Raw genomic sequence first — 23,011 nt, 5'->3', positions numbered from 1 at the left:
TAACAAAACGGCTCTGCCAAATAAACCGAATTCAGAAAATGCAAAGAACCGAGGGATCAATCATGAAGAAAAAACAAAAACGCCAGCAGCCTGTAAAAAAAGACGAAAAAAAACCGGCAACATTAGGTGACCTGCTGAACCAGGATATCATGCAAAAACTAAAGGCTCAGCAACAGGAGCTAAAGGAAGAGGAAGAAAAGAAAAAGCAGGAGGATTTACTGCGAAAAAAAGAAGAACAGCGTTTACGGGAGAAGAACAAGTCGTTTGAAGAACTTCTTTCCGAAAGTAATATGGATTGGAAAAAGTTCAAATGAAAAAACGAAGGGTAGAAGTTGTCCCGTATCATACCGAATGGAAAACTCTCTTTGAAAAAGAAAAAAAACTTATTGCCGAAGCTTTTAACCAGACAGAGGTTGACATCCACCATATTGGCAGCACATCTGTCCCGGGGCTGAGCGCCAAGCCGATCATAGACATCATGCTTGCTGCGGAAAGCCTTGAACTAGTAGAACAGGCAACCCCTGCGCTGGAGTCTGCCGGATACGATGCAAAGGGAGAAAACGGGATTGCGGGGCGGAGGTATTTTCAAAAATGTGACGAAAACGGGATCAGGAAAGTGCATCTGCATGCGTTTGAAAAAGGCAGCCATCAACTATACAGGCATCTTGTGTTCCGTGATTATTTAAGAACCCATCCGGAAGAAGCCGCCAGGTATGCAAGTGTGAAGGAAGAAGCTGCACGTCAATATGAATTTGATATTGATTCCTATATTGCGGAAAAGTCACCAACCGTATTAGAAATAGAGCAAAAAGCGAGACTCTGGAAACCATTGTAAAGTGGATGTTTTGCTTCCAATGCTAAAGGGCAAGTAAGTAAAAACCGGCAAAGGAGCTAAGACATTGATTTTTACAACTTTTATGCTGGCAGCAGGTTTTGTTGCCATCCACCTATTTTCCAGATATCTACCGTTTCTGGATAACGTGCCGAGAAGCAGGCTTCTTTCAGCAGCCGGCGGCATTTCGGTGGCGTATGTATTCATCCACCTGCTTCCTGAATTGAATAAGCATAATGAGGTACTCGATCGTAATATCCAGTCGCAAGCCCTCAAGTTCTTTGAGAACCATACATATATTGTCGCAATGCTCGGTTTGGCCTTTTTTTACGGAATGGAACGAATGGTAAAGACATCAAAGAAAAAGCAGCAGGAGGAGAATAATCTGAACCGGGCATCAAAAGGGGTATTCTGGATTCATATTACATCGTTTTTCCTTTACAACGGATTGATAGGATATCTATTGCTGCATGGAGAACAGGAGTCCATCAAAGGACTGGTTTTGTACTTCATCGCCCTTGCCGTCCACTTTATCACCAGTGATCATTCTCTCAGGGAAGCACATAAGGAGATTTACGACAGGATTGGAAGATGGCTGCTGGCTGGAGCGACAATGGCGGGATGGGCCGTTGGCATGGTGGTCGAAGTGCATGAAAATATCATTGCGGTCCTCTTTGGATTGCTGGCCGGCGGAGTCATATTGAATGTCATGAAGGAAGAGCTTCCCGAAGAACGGGAAAGCAATTTTTGGGCTTTCGCGGCTGGTCTGGCAGCTTATACGGTCTTGCTGATGCTCGCTTAAAAAACTGATGAGCAAATACTTTAAAAGGACATATCCGTCGAGTAGACGGATATGTCTTATTTTTTTTGCTTATCTATGCTGTTCATATTTATTTGCTTTCGTAAGTGATTTAATTAAATTGATTTCTTCCGCAGAAAGTGGATTTGCTCTTGCCGCCCGGGCGTTTTCTCTGATTTGTTCGGAACTGCTTGCACCAGCGACAATCGAGGCTACTGCCGGGTCTGCCAGGTTGTATTGGATTGCGGCTTCCGTAAGAGTATGGGAAGCAGCCAGTTTTTCCTTCAATGATGGCAATACTTCCTGTAATTCATCATAACTGTAATCAAGATACCCTTTGGAAGGAGCCTTTTCAAGCAGCCTGTCGCTGAGCATCCCTTTTGCAACCGTTCCCCGGGTCACAACACTGATGCCTTTTTCACCCAGAAGCGGGAGCACTTCTTCTTCCGGACGCCTGTCGAGCATGCTGTATTGCATCATGACGGAGACGATATTTGATTTTTGTGCATACTCACGGATTACATTTGGCCTGATCGAGGAAATGCCATAATACTTAATAAACCCCTCAGCTTTCAGCTCTTCAAAAGCCTCGATACTTTCGTCAATATGATCATCAATCGTCCCTCCGTGAAGCTGATAAAGGTCAATATAATCGGTATCCAATCTTTTTAAGCTTTGTTTGACTGCTTCTTTGATATGAGCTTTTGAAGGGTCCCAGGTCCAGCTGTCCTTCGTCTCGGTCCAGCGATTGCCGGCTTTCGTGGCAATGACAACCTGGTCCCTGACATTATGCAATGCCTTCCCGACAATCCTTTCATTTTCTCCAAAGTCGTATAAATCGGCGGTATCGAAATAATTGATCCCTTCCTCGAGAGCAGCTTCGACCACTTCCTGTGCCTTGGGGAAATCTGTCCCAAGTGACATGCAGCCAAGACCAATTTCACTAACATATAATCTGGATGAGCCTAATTGCCGTTTTTTCATTCCATCACTCCGTTCCTCAATAGTATTTCCATTTTATCGGAAGGAAAGGAGTGGCTTCAACTAATCTGGACGGACCACCGGCTGATTGACCGTTTCCACCCAGTCTTTCACAAGCATATGCTTTTTGCCATACTCTTTTAAAATCGCTTTGATTTCCCACGCCTTGCCGGCAATCGTGATGCCCTGGCCATGCACATACACTTTCATCGCGATACTCCTTTCGGATAAGTATGGTAAAATGTATGAGCATTTGATATCGGATTAGAACAGGAGTGGACATGAATGAAATCTCTTGAAGAAAAAACATTGAAGACAGAAAAGATTTTTACAGGAAAAGTCATCAGCCTGCAGGTAGACGATGTAGAATTGCCGAATGGAAAAACTTCTAAACGGGAAATCGTCAAGCATCCAGGGGCAGTCGCTGTGATTCCGGTTACTGATGACCATAAAATCATCATGGTTGAACAATACAGGAAGGCACTCGAAAGGACCATTATCGAAATACCTGCCGGCAAGCTGGAGGTAGATGAAAAACCGGAAATTTGTGCGGCCCGTGAGCTCGAAGAAGAGACCGGTTATGAATGCTTGAGCATGGAGTGGCTGATTTCCTTCTATACATCTCCAGGATTCGCAGACGAAATCATCCATGTCTATAAAGCGACCGGCCTTGCGAAAAAAGCCAATCCGGCAGCAGCCGATGAAGATGAATTTGTGAATCTAATCGAGGTAAGCCTTGAAGAAGCAGTTCAGCTGGTAAAAGACCAACAGATTTATGATGCAAAAACAGCGTATGCTGTTCAACATTTGCAATTACAGGAGGCATTGGGTAAATAAATGCAGGAATACTTTGTCGATCTCCATATCCATATAGGCAGGACGAAATCGGGCAGGGCAGTGAAGATCACCGGAGCAAAATCGCTGACTTTCAGCAATATTATCCGACATGCCAGGGATTATAAAGGTATGGACATGATCGGGATCATTGACAGCCATTCACCTGAAGTGCTTGATGAAATGGAGGATCTGCTTCTCGCAGGAGACCTTGAAGAGCATCCCGGTGGCGGTTTGAGCTATGGCGGGATGAGCATCATCCTCGGGTCGGAACTTGAGATCAATGATGAGAGCACACAGGGGCCGCTCCATGTCCTTTGTTACCTGCCAACTCTGCAAACCATGAGGAAGTTTTCAATATGGCTGGAAACTCACTTGAAGAATATCAATTTAAGTTCACAAAGAATATATGTTTCCGGACGCAATTTGCAGCGGAAAGTAAAGGAACTTGGCGGGATTTTCATTCCGGCACATGTTTTTACCCCTTTTAAAAGCTTATATGGAAAGGGTGTAAAACATTCACTAACGGAAGTATTTGATCCTGAGATGATTGATGGCATCGAGCTGGGGTTAAGCTCAGATACGATGATGGCCGATCAGCTCTCGGAAATCCACCGTTATCCTTTTGTCACGAATTCGGATGCCCATTCACTGGCTAAAATCGCTAGAGAATACCAGAAGATAGAAATGAGAGAGCCTTCTTTTGCTGAATTGTCCTTAGCATTAAAAGAATCTGAAGGAAGACGGATTAAAGCAAATTATGGACTTGACCCGCAGCTCGGAAAATATCATCGTACCGTCTGTGCAAAATGCCTGACTCCTATACCGTCCAACGATGAGGTGTGCACGGAATGCGGCTCTGGTAAAATCGTTAAGGGCGTTGCTGACAGGATACGCGAACTCAAGACTGCAGATGGGAATCAGCTCGGAAGGCCGCCTTATATCCATCAGGTTCCGCTCGAGTTCATTCCGGGTCTTGGACCGAAAATGCTGGAAAAGCTTATGGATCATTTCGGAACAGAAATGGCAGTCCTTCACTCTGTCCCGCTGGATTCCTTAAAACAGCTGATCCCGGAAAAGACGGCAATCACCATCGACAAGGCCAGAAAGGGACAGCTTGGATTCCTGGCCGGCGGCGGAGGCAAGTACGGGAAAATAGCAGATATGTAAATCCGGTCCTGACAGGCCGGATTTTTGTTTCTAGTAAATAAAGTGAAAATTCATCTTCCAGAGTCATAGACTTCCCGTCCAAGCATATGATGGTAGTAACCAATATGCAGGAGGAAAAGAGATGAAGAAACGAAGGTACCAGGACGTCGCAGTAACCCATTTACGAGAATATTCCTCAATCTATCTTTTTGTCATTGTCCTTTTTCTGATGGGCGTCATCTTCGGCGCAGTGATCGTGAACAGCCTCAGTTTCACTCAAAAAGAAGATTTATTCTATTATCTATCACAATTTTTCGGCCAGGCTGCTTCCGGTAAAGTAGCAGACGGAAAGGATTTATTTTTGCAAAGCTTTATGCATAATGGCAAGTTCATCGGCTTGATCTGGATTTTGGGCGTTTCGATCATTGGCCTTCCAGTGATCCTGGTCCTTTTATTCATGAAAGGAATGGTGGTCGGGTTCACAGTGGGCTTTCTCGTCAACCAGATGCAGTGGGACGGTTTCATGCTGTCCTTTGTTTCCATCCTGCCGCAAAACTTCATCATCATCCCTGTTTTCATCATTACAGCGGCAATGGCAGTCACGTTCTCCTTAAAAATGATCAGGAATCAATTCATGAAAAAAATCAGCCAGCCAATCATGCCTCAATTTTTCAGATACATCTTTTCGTTTATAGCCGCCCTTGTCTTTCTGGCAGTGGCAGCAGGAGTCGAAGCCTATTTATCCCCGGCATTATTGAAGGCAGTTATCAATTCAATAAATTAAAATAATTATTAAATGAAAATAACTATTGTTTCTTATTTGTAATAATTTTATTTTGAATCTCATTTCCGTTCTGATATAATAAAAGAACAGTGGCGGGGGAGTGAGAACTATCGAAATGGAAAACAGAATCGAGAGAATCAAGAAACAGCTGCATTCGTCCAGCTATAAATTAACGCCGCAACGCGAGGCTACTGTCCGCGTATTGCTTGAACATGAAGAAGACCACTTGAGTGCTGAAGATGTTTATTTGCTTGTCAAAGAGAAATCTCCTGAAATCGGACTGGCGACAGTATACCGGACGCTTGAACTGCTGACCGAACTGAAAATTGTTGATAAAATCAATTTCGGGGATGGTGTGTCCCGATATGATCTCCGCCAGGAAGGCGCTGCCCATTTCCATCATCACCTTGTCTGCATTGAGTGCGGAGCAGTCGATGAAATCCAGGACGATCTTCTGGAGGATGTAGAAGAAATCGTTGAAAGAGACTGGAAATTCAAGATTAAAGACCACCGCCTTACATTCCATGGCATATGTCACAGATGCCAGGAGAAAGAGACGGAAGAAACAGAATAATCCAAGGCCCTTTTTCCAAACTGGAAAAAGGGTTTTTTATTTAGGCTCTTTTCTCAAACTTTGTTGCTATTGGTTACAAAATAGAATTGAATTACCTAAGATTGTTCTCACAATTCACGACTATTATAAGAAAAGAGCTTGCAAACTTAGTACCGACCTACAAAATGGCTATTATCCCGTTAAAATCGGCTTTAGGATTTTAACAACAATCTCTACGAAAACAGCCTTTATTTGTTATTAATGCACTGATATCAGGTATAATTCTTGTCCAAATTGGCATACAGATTAGTAAATAAGTATAGTCGCGTGAACAGGGGAGCAGTCTGTTAACGAATTATACAACAAGTATGGAGGCAAGAAGATGAAATCGTGGTTCGGAATGGTCATGCATACATTCAAGGTGTTCATCTTGTTCACTGGATGCACAATTCTATTTTATTATGGTATCATGTGGATTAACGAAGAATATGAAAGTTATCATCGATATGACGCACCGGAAGGAGCAGCCATCAAGGTGTCAGGAACCTTTGATAAAGAAGAAGGAAGCATGCTTGAAAGGCTGATACTGTTTTATCTGAATGGAGAGTAATAGAAATGGAAGACAGGTTAGACGACTTTATCCACTTTCTGGTTGTTGAAAAGGGACTGTCAAAGAATACGATCGTGTCCTATAAACGAGATTTGAATAGCTACATTCATTATCTGAAAAATGTTGAAGAGCTGAAGGATTTAAATGGAGTCCAGCGTCCGCAGATCGTACACTTTCTTAAGTTCCTAAAAGACACAGGGAAATCCTCAAAGACCCTGGCCAGGCATATTGCCTCGATCCGGGCTTTTCATCATTTTCTCCTGCGGGAAAAGGCGGTTGATCACGATCCAACCGTTCATATTGAAAGTCCCCAGCATGAGCGGTCTTTGCCTAAAGTGCTGAGCATGGAAGAGGTCGAGACTCTTCTCGATAGCCCGAAACTGACAGACCCTTTTGGCTATCGTGATAAGGCGATGCTAGAGATGATGTATGCTACAGGTATACGTGTCAGTGAGTTGATCGGACTGAAACTGTCTGATGTGCATCTTACGATGGGCTTTGTCCGCTGCATGGGAAAAGGGAGCAAGGAAAGGATCATTCCGATCGGGAAAACGGCTTCAGATGCGATTGAAGAGTATCTCGATAAAGGAAGGCCAAAACTGGCATCGAAAAAACACAAGGATGACTCTCTATTCTTAAATCACCATGGAAAAGGACTGTCGCGACAGGGATTCTGGAAAATCCTCAAACGGCTGACATCAGAAGCCGGGATCGAAAAGGAATTGACACCACATACGCTGCGGCATTCATTTGCTACCCACTTGCTTGAAAATGGAGCGGATCTTCGCGCAGTCCAGGAAATGCTGGGACATGCTGACATCTCCACGACGCAAATTTATACCCATGTAACAAAGACGAGGTTGAAGGATGTTTATACAAAGTTCCATCCCCGCGCATAAAAATTTATGATCTAAGAAACTGATAGATTCATAGAATTGTCAAAAAAGCCGACTGAAAAGCCGGCTTTTTTTCTTGTGTTTTTTAAGATATCTAGTAAAATGAAGATGTCAGACTTCTGACAAATGTAAACGCACGCATCCGATTATCCTAAGCAAAAAAGGGTAACATAAAATTGTGAAATTATGAGTAACGCATTCATACTTTTAAAGGAGGAGAAAGAATGTCGAATACATATAAAAGAGTATTTTTGGTTGTCATGGATTCTGTTGGGATCGGAGAGGCACCTGACGCTGAAAAGTTCGGGGACAAAGGTTCCCATACACTTGGCCATATCGGAGAGAGAATGAACGGACTGAACATGCCGAATATGGGCAAGCTGGGTCTTAGCAATATCGAAGAAATCAACGGAATCAGCACTGCTGAAAAGCCATTGGCGTTTTATACAAAGATGCAAGAGGCATCAAATGGTAAGGATACAATGACAGGACATTGGGAGATCATGGGTTTGAATATCCAGACTCCATTCCAGGTTTTCCCTGATGGGTTCCCTGATGAATTAATTTCAGAGCTGGAATCACGGACTGGCAGAAAGGTCATCGGAAACAAGCCGGCAAGCGGGACTGAAATCCTTGTTGAGCTCGGTGAAGAGCATATGAAGACAGGCGCTTTGATCGTCTATACTTCAGCAGACTCAGTATTGCAGATTGCGGCCCATGAAGAAATCGTCCCAATCGAAGAGCTATATGACATTTGCAAGATCGCCAGGGAATTGACACTTGATGAAAAGTACATGGTCGGCAGAGTCATCGCCAGACCCTTCCTTGGCCAGCCAGGCGACTTCAAACGTACATCCAACCGTCATGACTACGCACTCAAGCCATTTGGCAGAACGGTCATGAACGAGTTGAAGGATAGCGGGCTTGACGTGCTGGCGATCGGTAAAATTTCCGATATCTATGATGGCGAAGGGGTAACTGAATCCCTGCGCACAGTTTCAAATATGGACGGAATGGATAAGCTGCTCCAGACTTTGGACCAGGACTTCACTGGGCTGAGCTTCCTGAACCTGGTTGATTTCGATGCGCTGTTCGGACATCGCCGCGACCCGGAAGGCTATGGCAAAGCGCTTGAAGAATACGATGCACGCCTTCCTGAAGTCTTTGATAAATTGAAAGAAGATGACCTGCTCATCATCACCGCAGATCACGGTAATGATCCGGTCCATTACGGAACAGACCACACTCGCGAATATGTGCCTCTCCTAGTTTATTCAAAGGGAATGAAAGAAGGAAAAGAACTGCCGGTACGCAAGACGTTTGCTGACATCGGCGCGACCGTTGCGGAAAACTTTAACGTGAAAATGCCTGATCACGGAACTAGCTTTCTGAAGGAATTGAAATAAGGAGTGGAATTCATGGATTATAAGCAAATTCAAACAGCATCATCATATATCAATGATAAATTAACACAGCAGCCTAAAATCGGATTGATTCTTGGGTCAGGTCTGGGAGTCCTGGCTGATGACATTGTCAACCCGGTCAAGATTCCTTACAACGAAATCCCGGGGTTCCCTGTTTCGACAGTTGAAGGCCATGCCGGACAATTGGTTTGCGGACAGCTTAGCGGCGTCGAAGTCATCGCGATGCAGGGACGCTTCCATTACTATGAAGGCTACAGCATGGATAAGGTCACTTTCCCGGTTCGCGTCATGAAGGAACTGGGTATTGAGAAGCTAATTGTTACGAACGCAGCTGGTGGAGTGAATGAAAGCTTCGAACCAGGAGATTTGATGATTATTACGGATCATATCAACAATATGGGCACAAACCCATTGATTGGCCCGAATGATTCACATTTCGGCGTACGCTTCCCGGATATGAGCGAAGCCTATTCCAAGAACTTAAGAGGAATCGCGAAAGAAGTTGCTGACAAGAACAGCCTTACGATCAAAGAGGGAGTATACGTCGGTAATCCTGGGCCAGTATACGAAACACCTGCAGAAGTTCGAATGATCCGTACTTTGGGTGGAGACGCAGTCGGAATGTCCACTGTGCCTGAAGTCATTGTGGCAAAGCATTCCGGACTTGAAGTACTTGGCATATCCTGCATTTCGAATATGGCAGCCGGCATTCTTGATCAGCCGTTAAGCCATGATGAAGTAATCGAAACAACTGAAAAAGTGAAGTCAAGCTTCCTTTTGCTTGTGAATGAGATTGTAAAAACAGTAGGGCAAAAATAAACCATAGCACTCAGGCTAAATAATGATAAGTGGTGATAATGATGAGAATGGTCGATGTGATCGAGAAAAAACGTGACGGACATGAATTATCAACGGAAGAAATCCAATTTTTCATTGACGGCTATACAGACGGCAGTATTCCTGACTACCAGGTAAGCGCGCTGACAATGGCGATCTTCTTCCAGGGAATGACCGAGAAAGAACGCGCCGATTTGACGATGGCAATGGTGAAGTCTGGAGACCAAATTGATCTTTCTGCGATTGAAGGCGTCAAGGTCGACAAGCACTCTACAGGCGGTGTCGGCGATACAACGACGCTGGTACTGGGTCCATTAGTAGCAGCTCTGGGTGTACCGGTTGCAAAAATGTCAGGGCGCGGACTCGGACATACAGGTGGAACAATCGACAAGCTGGAAGCAGTAGAAGGCTTCCATGTCGAGATCGATAATGAGGAATTCATCAACCTTGTGAATAAAAATAAGATTGCGGTCATCGGACAGAGCGGGAATCTGACTCCTGCTGATAAAAAGCTTTATTCATTGCGTGACGTAACAGCGACTGTCGACAGCATCCCATTGATTGCTAGTTCGATCATGAGCAAGAAAATCGCTGCTGGTGCAGATGCAATCGTCCTGGATGTGAAAACAGGAGCAGGCGCATTCATGAAGACGCTTGATGATTCACGTGAACTGGCAAAAGCAATGGTCCGAATCGGGAATAATGTCGGCCGCCGGACGATGGCGGTCATTTCCGATATGAGCCAGCCACTTGGATTTGCAATCGGGAATGCTTTAGAAGTTAAGGAAGCGATTGATACATTGAAGGGTGAAGGTCCAGAAGACCTCACTGAACTTTGCTTGACGCTTGGAAGCCACATGGTCTTCCTTGCCGGAAAGGCAGAATCACTTGGAGAAGCACGCAGCAAGCTTGAAGAAGTCATCAAGAACGGTGCTGCTCTTGAAGCCTTCAAAGTATTCCTTGCATCCCAGGGCGGCGATGCATCGGTTGTCGATCATCCGGAAAACCTGCCGCAAGCAAAATACAAGTTCGAACTTGAAGCCAAAGAGGCAGGCTATGTATCCGAAATTGTCGCTGATGAAGTCGGAACCGCAGCTATGCTTCTTGGAGCAGGAAGGGCTACGAAGGAATCCGAAATCGATCTCGCTGTCGGGCTTATGCTGCGCAAGAAAATTGGCGACAAGGTAGAAAAGGGAGACTCACTCCTGACCATCCACAGCAACTTTGAAGATGTGAATGAAGTCCGGGAAATGCTTTATGAGAACATCAAGATCACGGGCGAACACGTTGATGCGCCAATCCTGGTGCATGAAGAAATAACAGAATAATATGGTTGAATGAAGCGGAGAGATGCCTCTCCGCTTTTTTATATGCAAAAATTCCCGGTTTTATCTGCCTTGCCTGTATAAAAATGGATTGGTTGGATAAAAATAGAGCCTATAAAGATAGGAGGGTTATGGCCATGAATCTGAAAAAGCTTACGAGTTTACTGCTTGTTTTTATTATGGGCACCGCATATATATCCCCGAAAGGATATGCGAATGAAGGAGACCAGGGACTGGCCGATGATGCCAGTTCAGCTATTTTGATCGAGCGTGACACCGGGCAGGTCCTGTTTGATAAAAACAGTCATGAGAAGCTGCCGCCGGCCAGCATGACTAAAATCATGACAATGCTTTTAATCATGGAGGCACTGGATGAAGGAAGGCTGAAGATGGATGAAAAAGTCCGGGCGAGTGAATATGCCGCTTCAATGGGGGGCTCCCAGATCTTCCTCGAGCCGGGAGAAGAAATGACAGTCGAGCAATTGCTCAAAGGAATCGCCATCGGTTCAGGTAACGACGCAGCAGTGGCGATGGCCGAACGCATCGGCGGATCTGAAGAGGCATTCGTGAAGATGATGAACGATAAGGTCAAGGAGCTTGGGTTGAAAGATACCTTTTTTAAAAATACTACCGGCCTGCCTGTCGATGGGCATTACAGCTCGTCTTATGATATGGCCATGATGGCAAAAGAATTGCTGAAGTATGAAAAAATAACGAAGTATACAGGTACGTATGAAGATTATCTCCGTGAGGATTCGGAAAAGAAATTCTGGCTCGTCAATACGAATAAGCTTGTTCGTTTTTATCCGGGCGTGGATGGTCTGAAAACCGGCTTCACCAATGAAGCGAAATATTGTCTCACAGCGACTGCACAAAAGGATGGCATGCGTGCGATCGCGGTCGTGTTCGGAGCTCCGACCTCCAAGGCGAGGAATGCTCAAGTAACGAAGATGCTCGACTATGCTTTCAGTCAGTACCAGACACATCCAATGTTCAAGAAAGGACATCCGCTTGGAAAAGCAGTGATCAGCAAGGGCGACAAAAAGACAATCAACGCTGTCACCTCTGAAAGTGTTTCCCTCCTTACCAAAAAAGGAGCAGATATCAAGGATGTCAAACAGAAAATCACACTGAACAAAAGTCTTAAGGCTCCTGTCGAAAAAGGAGATAAGGTCGGAACCCTTAAGCTTGTAAAGGACGGCAAGACGGTGGCTGAAACACCGCTTGTTGCGGATGCCAAGGTTAAAGAAGCTAGCTGGTGGATCCTGTATAAGCGTTCATTCGGGATGTTCACCAGGGCTGGAAGCCAAAAATAATGTCAGCAAGGTTCATGTCAGTGTCGAAAACTCTGCGATTCCATCAAGTTTTAGCGAATTTGCACTAGTTTTGTTCTGAAGAAGGATTTGGCCAAATCAATGGAGAATTTGACTCACTATACCAGATAAGGAGGCTTTGGATAGTGAGTCTTAACATTGATATGGAAGTGAAGCATGATGTCTTATTGATCCGGATCAGTGGTGAATTGGATCACCACACTGCAGACCAGCTTCGCGAGCAGGCAACAAAAGCCATTGAGAACGAAGGAATCCGCCACATTGTCATGAACCTCGAACATCTCTCCTTTATGGATAGTTCGGGACTGGGTGTAGTTTTGGGAAGATATAAACAAATCAAACAGCTTCATGGAGAAATGGTTGTTTGCGCAATCTCGCCGCCAATCAAACGGTTATTTGATATGTCGGGCTTATTCAAGATCATCCGTCTTGATCCGACGGAAGAATTTGCATTAGAGAGATTGGGGGTTGCATGATCCATGAAGAATGAAATGAATCTTCATTTTAGCGCGTTAAGTCAAAACGAATCATTCGCCCGCGTCACCGTTGCTGCTTTCATTGCGCAGCTCGATCCTACCATGGACGAACTGACGGAAATCAAGACAGTTGTTTCCGAAGCGGTAACCAATGCGATTATCCACGGATATGAAAGCAATCCGGACGGAAAAGTGTTCATCTCCGTATTGCTTGAGGAAAGTACGGTCGAAATGCTCATTAAAGATGAAGGGATAGGAATTCCTGATATCGATGAAGCCATGCAGCCTCTTTACACCTCAAAGCCAGAGCTGGAACGGTCCGGTATGGGCTTTACGATTATGGAAAATTTCATGGACGAAGTACAAGTGAGATCAGAGCCCGGCTTTGGGACAGAGATTCGTTTGAAAAAGCACCTGTCAAAGAGCAAAGCGCTGTGCAATTAAGGGAGTTCTGCCGATGGATGTGGAGGTAAAAAAGGATAATAGCCAAACGTATCTTAAGGACCATGAAGTCAAAGAACTGATTTTGAGAAGCCATCAGGGAGACCAGGCTGCCAGGGATTTGATTGTCCAGAAGAACATGCGTCTCGTCTGGTCCGTCGTCCAGCGTTTCCTCAACAGAGGGTATGAGCCAGACGACCTGTTTCAAATTGGCAGCATCGGCCTCTTGAAATCAGTTGATAAATTTGACCTCTCATATGACGTGAAATTCTCAACCTATGCAGTTCCGATGATCATCGGTGAAATCCAGCGTTTCATCAGGGATGACGGGACCGTGAAAGTCAGCAGATCGCTGAAGGAGACCGGCAATAAAATCAGGAAGGCAAAAGATGAGCTTTCCAAAACACTTGGCAGGGTGCCGACTGTCAACGAAATCGCCGAGCATCTTGAACTATCGCCTGAAGATGTAATCATGGCCCAGGAGGCAAGCCGAAGCCCGGCTTCAATCCATGAAACCGTCTATGAAAACGACGGCGATCCAATTACCCTGCTGGACCAGATCGACAATGGTGAAGAAGGCCGCTGGTTCGATAAAATCGCCTTGAAAGAGGCAATCAACGAACTGGATGAACGCGAAAAGCTGATTGTTTATTTGCGGTATTATAAAGACCAAACCCAATCAGAAGTCGCAGCCCGGCTTGGAATCTCCCAGGTCCAGGTCTCGCGCCTCGAAAAGAAAATACTCCAGCAAATGAAAGGCCGTATGGATCTTTGAATCCATATGGCTTTTTTGTTTTTCTAAAAAACCGCACTTGGTTTGGGGCGAACTGGTGCCATAAGGATTTTGGAAAAAGAGGTCATAAATAACCTCGATTGAAGCTCTGAAAAACCAGTAACTGGGAAAATAAGTCACCAATAGGGGTCGATTGGAGCCCTTAAACACCAGTAACTGGAAAAAAAGGTGTCCAATAAAACCAATTGGAGCACCAAAACACCAGTAACTGGAATATNGTGTAACCAATACCCACGATTGNAGCANCAAAACACCANTAACTGGNATATCGTGTAACCAATACCCACGATTGAAGCACCAAAACACCAATAACTGGAATATCGTGTAACCAATACCCACGGTTGGANCACCGAAACACCAATAACTGGAATATCGTGTAACCAATACGCACGATTGAAGCACCAAAATACCAGTAACTGGAGAAACCAGTTACCAATCCCCCCGATTGGAGCTCTGAAACACCAGTCACTGGAAAATTGAGTCACCAATAAGCCCCCAAAACCTCATATTCCATGTTTTAATTCCACCCCATCTTAACCAATTATTGGACTTCATGAAAAGCACGCAGCAATACATACTAAATATACGAGGAAAACACTGTGTTGGAAGTGAATCTGATGGAAAAAACGATTTATATCCGCATGCGGAATCGCGTACAGGTCAAGCCTGAGGAGTCACTTTTGTTGAAGGATATTGCGCAGATCATCTCGAGCGAAGAGATCTATCAAGACCTGTCGTCGCTTGAGGTGAAAAAGATCTCGCCAAAGGACCATATCCACATAATCGATGTGATGAAGGTCATTCATTTCATTACAGGGATATATCCTGATCATGAAGTTCAGGCTGTTGGGCCGGCTCAAACGATTATTGAGGTGATCTACAAGAGAAAAGGGATGTCGATTCCATTTTTCATCCTTGTGTGGTTCTTGCTTTTTTTCGGTGCAGCATTGACTATCATGAACTTTCACGAGGATGTAAGCATGCAAACGGTTCATGAGCGGCTCTATTTTATCATGACGGGAAAAGAAGTCGCTAAGCCGCTATTATTTCAGATTCCTTATTCAATCGGCATTGGTGTCGGCATGATCTTATTTTTCAACCATGTATTCAAAAAGAGGCTTAATGAAGAGCCCAGCCCGCTTGAAGTGGAAATGTTCAACTATCAGCAATCGCTGGATCAATATGTCATTCTGCATGAAAACAAGGAAAGTGTGAAACATCTCGATGACGATTAACATCCTGTTCATCATCCTTATCGGGCTGGCAAGCGGGCTTGCAGTAGGATCGGGTTTTGTAGCATTCTTGTCGGTACTGGGCGTGATTCCCAGGCTGACCCAGCTCACAAAGACAATGAAGCTGATTTCCTGGTATGAATGGGCAGTAGTCCTTGGTGCATTGCTGGGAACATTCGGCAGCTTGAGGGATCCTGTGTTGAGTTTTTCACCGTATGTCACGATTCCCCTTGGACTTGCCGGCGGCATATTTGTCGGGATGCTGGCGGCGGCATTGACAGAAGTATTGAACGTACTGCCGATCCTGGCAAAGAGGGTGCGGGTTGATGACAAGCTTGAGACCTTGCTGATGGCTATTGTACTTGGGAAAGTATTCGGTTCATTGTTCCACTGGATTTACTTTGTAGGGCGATAAAAATGAGGAAATGGAAAGGACGGCAAATAATGGCCGAGAAAAGGAAGGTAATCCTAATTACAGATGGTGATGACTATGCCCGGCGAGCCGTCGAGCATGTTGCTGCTGACATTGGCGGACGGTGCATCTCTCTTTCTCACGGGAATCCTACCGTCCTTTCTGGTCCACACCTTGTTAAATTGATAAAAAAAGCCGCCAATGACCCTGTTCTTGTCATGTTTGATGACAGCGGCTTCCTTGGAGAAGGTGCAGGAGAAAAGGCGCTGAAATTCGTAGCTGAGCATGAGGATATCCAGGTTCTTGGCATCATCGCGGTCGCCTCGAAAACGCATATGGAGGAATGGAGCCGGGTGGATTTCTGTATCGACCGGGATGGTGAGCTCACTCCCTATGGTGTCGATAAACATGGACTTCCCGAGTTGGAACAGGGAAGGATCAATGGAGATACGGTTTATTGTCTGGACACACTTGATGTCCCGCTGATCATCGGGATAGGCGATATCGGTAAAATGGCCAGGCGCGACCATTACAATATAGGGTCACCAATCACGAAGAAAGCGGTGGAAATCATCCTTGAAAGGAGCGGATTCTATGCCAAAGAAGAATGACAAGCAGCCCATCCCGTTATCGTTGGACGAAGCTGAAAAGTATATGAAAGAAAAGGTAGGCCTCGGGGATAGTTTTGACCTCGGTGTCAGGAAGCTGAAAATCCTGAAAAAGGATGTTCACTTTTACTATGTGAATGGACTGTGCGATACGAGTTTCATCGTACATATCGTTGAAGAATTGGTGGATATCAATGATAATGAAAAGCTTTCATCCCATTTGCAGGCCATTGTAGAAAACAGGATTACTCATCAATCCGTTGAGAAGATCAAGACAATGGACGAACTGGTCGACCAAGTCCTTTCAGGTCTAATTGTCATTATGGTTGAAGGGGACGGATCCGGACTGGTTGTTGATGTCCGGAGCTACCCTGGAAGGCAGCCTCAGGAGCCTGATACTGAAAAAGTGGTACGCGGGTCACGTGATGGCTTTGTCGAAAATATCATCGTCAATACGGCGCTTACCCGAAGGAGAATCAGGGATGAAAACCTTCGCTTTGAGATGATGAAGGTTGGCGAAAGGTCGAAGGCAGATGTCGCCCTTGGCTATATTAAAGATATTGCAAATCCAGGAATGATCGATGCCATCAAAAAAGAACTCAATACGATTAAAATCGATGGAATTACGATGGCCGATAAAACAATTGAAGAATTTCTGGTAAAGCAAGGCTATAATCCATATCCGCTCGTCAGGTACACGGAGCGTGCAGATGTCGCCGCTACCCATCTGCTTGAAGGACATATCCTTATTTATGTTGACACTTCCCCAAGTGTCATCATCACGCCAACCACATATTTCCATCATCTTCAGCATGCTGAAGAATACAGGCAGTCACCGGCGGTCGGAACTATGGTCCGCTGGGTGCGATTCCTGGGGGTCCTTGCCTCTCTGCTGCTTTTGCCTTTATGGTATTTATTTGTGCAGAATCCACACTTGCTGCCTGAAAAAATATCTTTCATTGGACCTAATAAAGATTCCAATATACCGGTCTTCCTGCAAATCATGATGGCAGATGGAGGCATCGAGTTCCTGAGGATGGCGGCCATCCATACACCGACACCGCTCTCTACAGCGATGGGCTTGATCGCTGCCGTCCTGATCGGACAAATCGCCATCGATGTCGGAATGTTTGTGCCTGAAGTCATACTTTATGTCGCTGTAGCCGCGATCGGTACTTATGCGACGCCAAGTTATGAGTTAAGTGTTGCCAACAAAATAGGAAGAGTATTTTTGCTGATTGTGACGGCCATATTCCATGTCCCGGGTTTTATGATCGGTACAACCATTTGGCTCTTGTTTCTGGCCCATATAAAATCTTTGAACACCCCTTATTTGTGGCCGTTTATACCTTTCCATCCGGTTGCTTTTATGCAGATTCTGATCAGGAGGACCGTTCCTGGCTCGAAAATCCGTCCAAGCATTGTACATGCTAGGAATCGCTACAAGCAGCCATCAAATTCTTGACGATATTACAATTGCGCGTCGCCATGAATTGTGGTAAAGTGTTTTTAATTTACTAAAGACTTAAAGCGAAAAACAAATAGACAGTTCATTAAATGAACTGTCTTTTTGTTTATTACACGCTTGCGAAGTATACAACTCATGTGAAATAACCGAACATTGTGAAAAGATTTTTCAGGGAAATGATTATTTTGGCAAGGGATGAGGGGACTACATGGAATTTCATGGAACGGCAAAAACGAACAGACTTGGACATCTGGAAATTGGCGGAGTGGATACAGTCCAGTTGGCTGAAAAATATGGAACTCCGCTGTATGTTTATGATGTAGCTTTGATCAGGGAAAGGGCAAAAGCTTTTAAAAGAACTTTTGAGAAAGCTGGAATCACTGCCCAGGTAGCGTATGCAAGCAAAGCGTTTTCAACAGTGGCGATGGTGCAATTGGCAGCCGAGGAAGAGCTCTCGCTCGATGTCGTTTCTGGAGGAGAACTATACACTGCGCTTGCGGCTGGATTTCCGACAGAAAAAATTCATTTTCATGGAAATAATAAAAGCTATGAAGAACTTGTCATGGCGATAGAGCACAACATTGGCTGCGTTGTGGTCGACAATTTCCATGAGCTTGACATGCTGATGGACATCTGCAAGGAAAAGAACACGGTCATCAAAGTTTTGCTTAGGGTTACACCAGGAATTGAAGCACATACACACGATTATATTTTAACAGGTCAGGAAGATTCTAAATTTGGTTTCGATTTACAGAACGGACAGGCTGATGAGGCGATGCGCAAATCCATCGAAGCAAAACAGATCGATGTGCTCGGATTGCATTGCCACATCGGTTCACAAATCTTTGAAACTACAGGATTCATCCTCGCTGCCCAGAAAATCTTTGAGAAATTGCATCAGTGGAAAAAAGAAATGTCCTTCGAATCAACCGTCCTGAACCTTGGCGGTGGCTTTGGAATCCGTTATACAAATGAAGATGACCCTATTCCAGCGGCGCAATATGTGGAAGAAATTATTGCTGAAGTGAAAAAGCAGGCTTCACAATATTCAATGAAAATGCCGGAAATCTGGATTGAGCCGGGGCGTTCACTTGTAGGAGATGCGGGTACGACCCTGTACCGCATTGGATCAAGAAAGGATGTTCCGAATGTCCGCCAGTATGTCGCAGTTGACGGCGGGATGAGTGACAATATCCGCCCTGCATTGTATCAGGCCAAGTACGAAGCAATACTTGCGAACAGAGCAATGGACAAACCCGAAGAGACCGTTTCAATTGCAGGTAAGTGCTGTGAATCAGGGGATATGCTAATCTGGGACCTTCCGCTGCCAAAGTCTGGTGACCAGGACATCCTCGCCGTTTTTTGTACAGGAGCATACGGCTATTCCATGGCCAACAATTATAACCGCCTTCCAAGACCGGCAGTAGTATTTCTCGAAGAATCGAAGGATACCCTGGTAGTGCGCCGTGAAACATATGAGGATATGGTGAAATTAGATCTTCCGCTAAAAGAAAAGGTTAAAAGTTAAAGCTGCTTCTCCGCAGCTTTTTTAACTGTTTTTAAGGGTGCTTTATAAAATTGGCTAAAATCCTGGTCTTATTGTAGAATAACAGATTGGAGGGATTCCATATGAAGAAGAACAATTGGATATTGTTTCTGTTATTGCTATTGATGTCTGTTGGATGGGGAGCCTTTTACTGGTTTTTTATTGTGCCAGGACAATAGAGCACAGAAAAAATTTGAAGTCTCAGCCCGGATTATGTATGATAATATCAATTCCATTTATTTTAGAACCAGAAACAGCAAAAAAACATATAATATCAAAATGGTGAATAACATTTGATTTTTGCGGTACTCGCTCAGGAGTAGCGCAGGTTTAAATTAGAAGGAAAATGGGAAGAATGGTATTCGTATCATTCCATTTATTACTGTCAAACCACAATGAGGGATATTAATGTTAATTCGATATAAAAAGGCATTCGAAAAGATTGCGATGGGCTTGTTATCTTTCATGCCAAATGAAAAGGATCTGAAAAAACTTCAGCAGACGATGAAGAATTATGAATCAGATGATTCGTGGCAGCTGTTTTTATGGAAGGAAGGGGAAGATATCATCGGGCTCTTAGGTGTTAACTTCGCTGAAGACAAGATGATGCAGCTTCTCCATATTTCGGTGAATCCATCCCACCGGCATCAGGGAATTGGAAGGCGTATGGTCAATGCCCTGCAGGAGATGTTTCCGGAATGGACGGCAATCGCGAATGCGGAGACAGCATCCTTTTTTGAAAAATGCAGCCAGGAAGATAATAGTGTGGAAGGCAGTGGATGCTAAGGTCCCTGCCTTTTTATTTTTGGGTAAGAAGCCCCGGATCGATGGGTTTACCTGTTCTTTCTCTCCTCCAGAGCCATCCTGCGCTCGGAAATGACCTCGCTGCGATCCCTTGCTGAATGCCTGTGGATCAAGTCTGAGTTGTCCATATCGCTGTTTATTCCCCAGGTGAAACCATTTTGTTTGCATTCCTCAAGGCAAAGGTGTTTCAGTTCTATGTCCTGGATAGGAAGATTGAAGCTTGTATATGGGATCTTGTTGAGCAGATTTTTCCTTCTTTTATCAAGCGTCTCGGCGAGGAGACGAGCGTCAATTCCCAGGCGCTGTACTGCCGGTTGGTCTGCCGAAAATATCTGGATTGCTTTATTTAAAGTCCTCAAAGCGCCCGAGAAGTTTTTCCGGCGATGGTGATAATTAGAAACAGCCAATTGAATCAGTGCGACCCAGATCGACTGCTTATTTCCTGCATCTGTAGCTTTCCAATATTCCTCCAGGATTTCATGGCACTCGAAATAATCTCTGTCACCGTGGAAATGGGCGAGATATTGTACATAGGAAGCTGGATACTTTGTCATGAAATAACCCCCAATCAACTAACAATAGCTTAGCATAATTTCCGTCTTTTCGTAGCATCTGAAGGTGATTAAAAGGGGAAATGCCCGGCTTCTGCCAGGCATTCCACATTTTTTACATTGCTCTGGTGTTTATAACCACGCTGCACCAACGATGATGAGCAAAATGAAAAGCACGACGATTAAAGCAAATCCTGCTCCGTAGCCATAGCCTTTACCATCTGACATTTAACATACCTCCTAATAGTGAAATAGCCTAATATACATTGTCAGCTTATGCAGCAACAGCGGAAATGGTTTGGGCGTTTGCAGATTTCTTATAAGAGCAGCGGGTTAAATTTGTGATGGATAACCTGTAGTTAATCTACTATACTTATATAATGATGCAGTTCAATATAGGAATTTTGGTGGGAAACGATGCAATATAATGTGAAAATCGAGGCCTTTGAAGGTCCGCTTGATTTACTTCTGCACTTGATCAATACTTTGGAGATTGATATTTACGATATACCTGTAGCGGAAATAACAGAACAATATTTGATGTATATACATGCGATGAAGGAATTGCAGCTTGATGTGGCAAGTGAATACCTTGTGATGGCAGCGACACTTTTGGCAATCAAAAGCAAGATGCTGCTCCCGAAGCATGAAGAAGAGCTTGAAGACGAGTTTGGCTTTGACGATGAAGATGATCCCCGGAATGAGCTTGTCGAGAGATTGATTGAATATAAAAGGTTCAAAGAGGCAGCCAGTGATTTGAAGTCACTTGAAGAAGAAAGAGGGCTCATGTATACGAAGCCCCCGAGCGATCTTACGGAGTATGCAAATGAAAGCAAAAGCGACAATGGAGATCTCGATATCTCTTTGTATGATATGCTGGGTGCTTTCCAAAAGCTTTTAAGAAGGAAAAAGCTCCAAAGGCCAATGTCTACAAAAATCGCGCGCCAGGAAATTTCGATTGAAAAAAGAATGGGCGAGGTAATGGCTTTCCTGAAAGAAAGCGGAACAAGGAAAAAATTCAATGACTTATTTCCTGAATCGGACCGAGAGCATATTGTCGTTACATTTCTGGCAATACTTGAGCTGATCAAGCGGAAGGAAATCGACGTCGAACAGGAACAAAACTTCGCTGAAATTTATATGACAGCCAAAAAGGAGTAAAGCGGTGGAAATTGTTAAGTGGAAAGGAATTTTGGAAAGCCTGCTTTTTGCGGCTGGAGATGAAGGCTTGAGCCTTAAGCAAATCATCTCTGTGCTTGAAGTGGATGAAAGCCAGGCCAATGAAATAATTGCCGGATTGCAGCGTGACTATGACCAGGATGAATACCGCGGCATAACGATCGTCCAACTGGCAGGAGTATATCAGCTCGCTACGAAAAAAGAACATGCTGTATACCTCAAGAAGCTGGTTGAATCGCCCGGAACTGCGCATTTATCGCAGGCAGCGCTCGAAACCCTGGCGATTGTCGCATATAAACAGCCGATTACGCGCGCCGAAATCGAGGAAATCCGTGGAGTGAAAACCGAAAGGCCGCTTCATACGCTTTCTTCGCGAGCCCTGATCAAGGAAGTGGGAAGGGCTGAAGGAACGGGTCGCGCCATTCTGTACGGGACAACGAAAGAATTCCTCGATTACTTCGGCTTGAAGAACATCAAAGAACTTCCACCTCTCCCGGAAAATATTGAAGAAGACGAGTTGCAGGATGATGCCGACCTTTTCTTCGAAAAATTCCAGGAAACAATGGACATGGACCAATAGCAGTTGTGCACAAAGTTTGGAATTTATGATAAAATCAAAATAATCATTCAGGAAATGCTTTCAAGGTGATCAGCCTTCAAAGCATTTCTTGCTACATAAGGATTTAAGAATGAATGTCCAACGGGAGGAATAACATGCTTATAAAGCAATGTGTTGGCTATGAACTTGAAAAAGAAAAATCAAACACCTCAGAGGATTTTTTCAACCGGAGTGAAGTCACTTTTGAAGAAGACGGCAAAGAGAAAACCCTGCATGTATTGTATGTCAGGTATTTTGATGAGTTGGTTGGCAGCATTACTCCATTCGCTGAAAACCCAGTCTTCAAAGCCGGGGATAAGGAAGTATCCATGAAAGACCTCGTCGCTCTGGCTGCGCTTTTGAAAAATCCGGGATATCGACACCGCAAAAGGGTATATATAAACGAACAAAAAGAGTTCGCCGATCTTTTCAGCGGCCTGGATTTCAGCAAGATTCCCGGAATTTATGAGGGAATCGAGCAAAAAGGCGCATTTGATGTGCGCTCGCCTTTAGATTATATTGTCCAGCCGGTATAAAGGAAATGG

General features: G+C 44.5%; 29 protein-coding genes. 25 read left to right on the top strand and 4 right to left on the bottom strand.

The window, feature by feature from the left end; translation table 11 throughout:
- The first annotated feature begins 59 nt into the window (after positions 1-59).
- The 3 genes from ACNAZ4_RS16085 to ACNAZ4_RS16075 all read left to right on the top strand — a co-directional run bounded on the left by ACNAZ4_RS16085 (position 60) and on the right by ACNAZ4_RS16075 (position 1,634).
- On the top strand, positions 60-314 hold the full coding sequence (locus tag ACNAZ4_RS16085) for a YqkE family protein (RefSeq protein WP_415816160.1): 255 nt from the start codon (positions 60-62) through the stop codon (positions 312-314).
- A complete protein-coding gene (locus ACNAZ4_RS16080; protein ID WP_415815920.1) occupies positions 311-835 on the top strand; it encodes a GrpB family protein in 525 nt (174 codons plus the stop codon). The genes ACNAZ4_RS16085 and ACNAZ4_RS16080 overlap by 4 nt, the downstream gene beginning before the upstream one ends.
- Positions 836-899: 64 nt before the next feature.
- A complete protein-coding gene (locus tag ACNAZ4_RS16075; protein ID WP_415815918.1) occupies positions 900-1,634 on the top strand; it encodes a hypothetical protein in 735 nt (244 codons plus the stop codon).
- Positions 1,635-1,703: 69 nt separating this feature from the next.
- Here ACNAZ4_RS16075 and ACNAZ4_RS16070 read toward each other — a convergent pair whose 3' ends face one another.
- Together ACNAZ4_RS16070 and mciZ are read right to left on the bottom strand one after the other, a co-directional pair.
- Complete coding sequence (locus ACNAZ4_RS16070; RefSeq protein ID WP_415815916.1) at positions 1,704-2,615, bottom strand: aldo/keto reductase; 912 nt, start codon at positions 2,613-2,615, stop codon at positions 1,704-1,706.
- Between the two features lie 60 nt (positions 2,616-2,675).
- Positions 2,676-2,822 (bottom strand): Z-ring formation inhibitor MciZ, encoded by a 147-nt coding sequence (mciZ, locus tag ACNAZ4_RS16065; RefSeq protein ID WP_415815914.1) that lies wholly within the window; start codon positions 2,820-2,822, stop codon positions 2,676-2,678.
- Between the two features lie 75 nt (positions 2,823-2,897).
- On the opposite strand from mciZ, the gene ACNAZ4_RS16060 reads away from it, so the two are divergent.
- The 19 genes from ACNAZ4_RS16060 to ACNAZ4_RS15970 all read left to right on the top strand — a co-directional run bounded on the left by ACNAZ4_RS16060 (position 2,898) and on the right by ACNAZ4_RS15970 (position 20,120).
- Complete coding sequence (locus tag ACNAZ4_RS16060; RefSeq protein ID WP_415815912.1) at positions 2,898-3,449, top strand: NUDIX hydrolase; 552 nt, start codon at positions 2,898-2,900, stop codon at positions 3,447-3,449.
- Positions 3,450-4,616, top strand: a complete 1,167-nt coding sequence (locus ACNAZ4_RS16055; RefSeq protein WP_415815910.1) for an endonuclease Q family protein — start codon at positions 3,450-3,452, stop codon at positions 4,614-4,616. It abuts the gene before it with no gap.
- A 121-nt stretch (positions 4,617-4,737) separates the two neighbouring features.
- Positions 4,738-5,379 carry a stage II sporulation protein M gene (gene spoIIM, locus ACNAZ4_RS16050; RefSeq protein WP_415815908.1) on the top strand — a complete coding sequence of 214 codons (642 nt, stop codon included), beginning with the start codon at positions 4,738-4,740 and terminating at the stop codon, positions 5,377-5,379.
- A gap of 115 nt (positions 5,380-5,494) precedes the next feature.
- The gene (gene fur, locus ACNAZ4_RS16045; RefSeq protein ID WP_415816158.1) at positions 5,495-5,953 is read left to right on the top strand and encodes a ferric iron uptake transcriptional regulator; all 459 of its coding nucleotides are present in this window, start codon (positions 5,495-5,497) and stop codon (positions 5,951-5,953) included.
- A gap of 361 nt (positions 5,954-6,314) precedes the next feature.
- Positions 6,315-6,542 carry a YqzK family protein gene (locus ACNAZ4_RS16040; RefSeq protein ID WP_415815906.1) on the top strand — a complete coding sequence of 76 codons (228 nt, stop codon included), beginning with the start codon at positions 6,315-6,317 and terminating at the stop codon, positions 6,540-6,542.
- Positions 6,543-6,547: 5 nt separating this feature from the next.
- Entirely contained in the window at positions 6,548-7,441 is an 894-nt protein-coding gene (gene xerD, locus ACNAZ4_RS16035) for a site-specific tyrosine recombinase XerD (protein ID WP_415815904.1), read from the top strand.
- Positions 7,442-7,662: 221 nt separating this feature from the next.
- Positions 7,663-8,844: a phosphopentomutase gene (deoB, locus tag ACNAZ4_RS16030; RefSeq protein ID WP_415815902.1), complete on the top strand. Its 1,182-nt coding sequence runs from the start codon at positions 7,663-7,665 to the stop codon at positions 8,842-8,844.
- Positions 8,845-8,856: 12 nt separating this feature from the next.
- Entirely contained in the window at positions 8,857-9,681 is an 825-nt protein-coding gene (locus ACNAZ4_RS16025; protein ID WP_415815900.1) for a purine-nucleoside phosphorylase, read from the top strand.
- 41 nt (positions 9,682-9,722) lie between these two features.
- Entirely contained in the window at positions 9,723-11,027 is a 1,305-nt protein-coding gene (locus ACNAZ4_RS16020; protein ID WP_415816156.1) for a pyrimidine-nucleoside phosphorylase, read from the top strand.
- 140 nt (positions 11,028-11,167) lie between these two features.
- Positions 11,168-12,340: a D-alanyl-D-alanine carboxypeptidase family protein gene (locus tag ACNAZ4_RS16015; RefSeq protein WP_415816154.1), complete on the top strand. Its 1,173-nt coding sequence runs from the start codon at positions 11,168-11,170 to the stop codon at positions 12,338-12,340.
- Positions 12,341-12,483: 143 nt separating this feature from the next.
- Positions 12,484-12,834: an anti-sigma F factor antagonist gene (spoIIAA, locus tag ACNAZ4_RS16010; protein WP_415815898.1), complete on the top strand. Its 351-nt coding sequence runs from the start codon at positions 12,484-12,486 to the stop codon at positions 12,832-12,834.
- A 3-nt stretch (positions 12,835-12,837) separates the two neighbouring features.
- A complete protein-coding gene (gene spoIIAB / locus ACNAZ4_RS16005; protein ID WP_415815896.1) occupies positions 12,838-13,278 on the top strand; it encodes an anti-sigma F factor in 441 nt (146 codons plus the stop codon).
- A gap of 13 nt (positions 13,279-13,291) precedes the next feature.
- Positions 13,292-14,050 (top strand): RNA polymerase sporulation sigma factor SigF, encoded by a 759-nt coding sequence (sigF, locus tag ACNAZ4_RS16000; RefSeq protein ID WP_415815894.1) that lies wholly within the window; start codon positions 13,292-13,294, stop codon positions 14,048-14,050.
- A gap of 635 nt (positions 14,051-14,685) precedes the next feature.
- Positions 14,686-15,303 carry a stage V sporulation protein AA gene (locus tag ACNAZ4_RS15995; RefSeq protein ID WP_415815892.1) on the top strand — a complete coding sequence of 206 codons (618 nt, stop codon included), beginning with the start codon at positions 14,686-14,688 and terminating at the stop codon, positions 15,301-15,303.
- Positions 15,293-15,715, top strand: a complete 423-nt coding sequence (locus ACNAZ4_RS15990) for a stage V sporulation protein AB (protein ID WP_415815890.1) — start codon at positions 15,293-15,295, stop codon at positions 15,713-15,715. Before ACNAZ4_RS15995 ends, ACNAZ4_RS15990 begins: the two co-directional genes overlap by 11 nt.
- A 29-nt stretch (positions 15,716-15,744) precedes the next feature.
- Entirely contained in the window at positions 15,745-16,323 is a 579-nt protein-coding gene (gene spoVAEA, locus ACNAZ4_RS15985) for a stage V sporulation protein SpoVABEA (RefSeq protein WP_415815888.1), read from the top strand.
- Complete coding sequence (locus ACNAZ4_RS15980) at positions 16,307-17,785, top strand: spore germination protein (protein WP_415815886.1); 1,479 nt, start codon at positions 16,307-16,309, stop codon at positions 17,783-17,785. The genes spoVAEA and ACNAZ4_RS15980 overlap by 17 nt, the downstream gene beginning before the upstream one ends.
- Positions 17,786-17,996: 211 nt before the next feature.
- Positions 17,997-19,316, top strand: coding sequence for a diaminopimelate decarboxylase (lysA, locus tag ACNAZ4_RS15975; protein ID WP_415815884.1), 1,320 nt, complete (start codon positions 17,997-17,999; stop codon positions 19,314-19,316).
- A 426-nt stretch (positions 19,317-19,742) separates the two neighbouring features.
- A complete protein-coding gene (locus ACNAZ4_RS15970) occupies positions 19,743-20,120 on the top strand; it encodes a GNAT family N-acetyltransferase (protein WP_415815882.1) in 378 nt (125 codons plus the stop codon).
- Positions 20,121-20,167: 47 nt separating this feature from the next.
- Here ACNAZ4_RS15970 and ACNAZ4_RS15965 read toward each other — a convergent pair whose 3' ends face one another.
- Together ACNAZ4_RS15965 and ACNAZ4_RS15960 are read right to left on the bottom strand one after the other, a co-directional pair.
- On the bottom strand, positions 20,168-20,692 hold the full coding sequence (locus tag ACNAZ4_RS15965; protein WP_415815880.1) for a DUF309 domain-containing protein: 525 nt from the start codon (positions 20,690-20,692) through the stop codon (positions 20,168-20,170).
- Between the two features lie 129 nt (positions 20,693-20,821).
- Entirely contained in the window at positions 20,822-20,917 is a 96-nt protein-coding gene (locus ACNAZ4_RS15960; protein WP_079509612.1) for a YjcZ family sporulation protein, read from the bottom strand.
- Between the two features lie 189 nt (positions 20,918-21,106).
- Here ACNAZ4_RS15960 and ACNAZ4_RS15955 point away from each other — a divergent pair, with 189 nt between their 5' ends.
- The 3 genes from ACNAZ4_RS15955 to ACNAZ4_RS15945 all read left to right on the top strand — a co-directional run bounded on the left by ACNAZ4_RS15955 (position 21,107) and on the right by ACNAZ4_RS15945 (position 23,002).
- Positions 21,107-21,850, top strand: coding sequence for a segregation/condensation protein A (locus tag ACNAZ4_RS15955; RefSeq protein ID WP_415815877.1), 744 nt, complete (start codon positions 21,107-21,109; stop codon positions 21,848-21,850).
- Positions 21,851-21,854: 4 nt separating this feature from the next.
- Positions 21,855-22,448 carry an SMC-Scp complex subunit ScpB gene (gene scpB, locus ACNAZ4_RS15950; RefSeq protein ID WP_415815875.1) on the top strand — a complete coding sequence of 198 codons (594 nt, stop codon included), beginning with the start codon at positions 21,855-21,857 and terminating at the stop codon, positions 22,446-22,448.
- Between the two features lie 134 nt (positions 22,449-22,582).
- Positions 22,583-23,002, top strand: coding sequence for a hypothetical protein (locus tag ACNAZ4_RS15945; RefSeq protein WP_415815873.1), 420 nt, complete (start codon positions 22,583-22,585; stop codon positions 23,000-23,002).
- Positions 23,003-23,011 lie beyond the last annotated feature (9 nt).

It is taken from the genome of Mesobacillus thioparans, assembly GCF_965138835.1.
Lineage (GTDB): Bacteria > Bacillota > Bacilli > Bacillales > Cytobacillaceae > Mesobacillus > Mesobacillus thioparans.
Note: the sequence above shows the minus strand (reverse complement) of the source record. Positions and strands in the feature narration are given on the sequence as shown.

Bases quoted from the DNA above. Each gene is read 5' to 3' on its own strand.
- ACNAZ4_RS16080 (WP_415815920.1), top strand. From the start codon at position 311: ATGAAAAAACGAAGGGTAGAAGTTGTCCCGTATCATACCGAATGGAAA.
- ACNAZ4_RS16070 (WP_415815916.1), bottom strand. From the start codon at position 2,615: ATGAAAAAACGGCAATTAGGCTCATCCAGATTATATGTTAGTGAAATT.
- mciZ (WP_415815914.1), bottom strand. From the start codon at position 2,822: ATGAAAGTGTATGTGCATGGCCAGGGCATCACGATTGCCGGCAAGGCG.
- ACNAZ4_RS16060 (WP_415815912.1), top strand. From the start codon at position 2,898: ATGAAATCTCTTGAAGAAAAAACATTGAAGACAGAAAAGATTTTTACA.
- ACNAZ4_RS16055 (WP_415815910.1), top strand. From the start codon at position 3,450: ATGCAGGAATACTTTGTCGATCTCCATATCCATATAGGCAGGACGAAA.
- spoIIM (WP_415815908.1), top strand. From the start codon at position 4,738: ATGAAGAAACGAAGGTACCAGGACGTCGCAGTAACCCATTTACGAGAA.
- fur (WP_415816158.1), top strand. From the start codon at position 5,495: ATGGAAAACAGAATCGAGAGAATCAAGAAACAGCTGCATTCGTCCAGC.
- ACNAZ4_RS16040 (WP_415815906.1), top strand. From the start codon at position 6,315: ATGAAATCGTGGTTCGGAATGGTCATGCATACATTCAAGGTGTTCATC.
- xerD (WP_415815904.1), top strand. From the start codon at position 6,548: ATGGAAGACAGGTTAGACGACTTTATCCACTTTCTGGTTGTTGAAAAG.
- deoB (WP_415815902.1), top strand. From the start codon at position 7,663: ATGTCGAATACATATAAAAGAGTATTTTTGGTTGTCATGGATTCTGTT.
- ACNAZ4_RS16025 (WP_415815900.1), top strand. From the start codon at position 8,857: ATGGATTATAAGCAAATTCAAACAGCATCATCATATATCAATGATAAA.
- ACNAZ4_RS16020 (WP_415816156.1), top strand. From the start codon at position 9,723: ATGAGAATGGTCGATGTGATCGAGAAAAAACGTGACGGACATGAATTA.
- spoIIAB (WP_415815896.1), top strand. From the start codon at position 12,838: ATGAAGAATGAAATGAATCTTCATTTTAGCGCGTTAAGTCAAAACGAA.
- sigF (WP_415815894.1), top strand. From the start codon at position 13,292: ATGGATGTGGAGGTAAAAAAGGATAATAGCCAAACGTATCTTAAGGAC.
- ACNAZ4_RS15995 (WP_415815892.1), top strand. From the start codon at position 14,686: ATGGAAAAAACGATTTATATCCGCATGCGGAATCGCGTACAGGTCAAG.
- ACNAZ4_RS15990 (WP_415815890.1), top strand. From the start codon at position 15,293: ATGACGATTAACATCCTGTTCATCATCCTTATCGGGCTGGCAAGCGGG.
- spoVAEA (WP_415815888.1), top strand. From the start codon at position 15,745: ATGGCCGAGAAAAGGAAGGTAATCCTAATTACAGATGGTGATGACTAT.
- ACNAZ4_RS15980 (WP_415815886.1), top strand. From the start codon at position 16,307: ATGCCAAAGAAGAATGACAAGCAGCCCATCCCGTTATCGTTGGACGAA.
- lysA (WP_415815884.1), top strand. From the start codon at position 17,997: ATGGAATTTCATGGAACGGCAAAAACGAACAGACTTGGACATCTGGAA.
- ACNAZ4_RS15970 (WP_415815882.1), top strand. From the start codon at position 19,743: ATGTTAATTCGATATAAAAAGGCATTCGAAAAGATTGCGATGGGCTTG.
- ACNAZ4_RS15965 (WP_415815880.1), bottom strand. From the start codon at position 20,692: ATGACAAAGTATCCAGCTTCCTATGTACAATATCTCGCCCATTTCCAC.
- ACNAZ4_RS15960 (WP_079509612.1), bottom strand. From the start codon at position 20,917: ATGTCAGATGGTAAAGGCTATGGCTACGGAGCAGGATTTGCTTTAATC.
- ACNAZ4_RS15955 (WP_415815877.1), top strand. From the start codon at position 21,107: ATGCAATATAATGTGAAAATCGAGGCCTTTGAAGGTCCGCTTGATTTA.
- ACNAZ4_RS15945 (WP_415815873.1), top strand. From the start codon at position 22,583: ATGCTTATAAAGCAATGTGTTGGCTATGAACTTGAAAAAGAAAAATCA.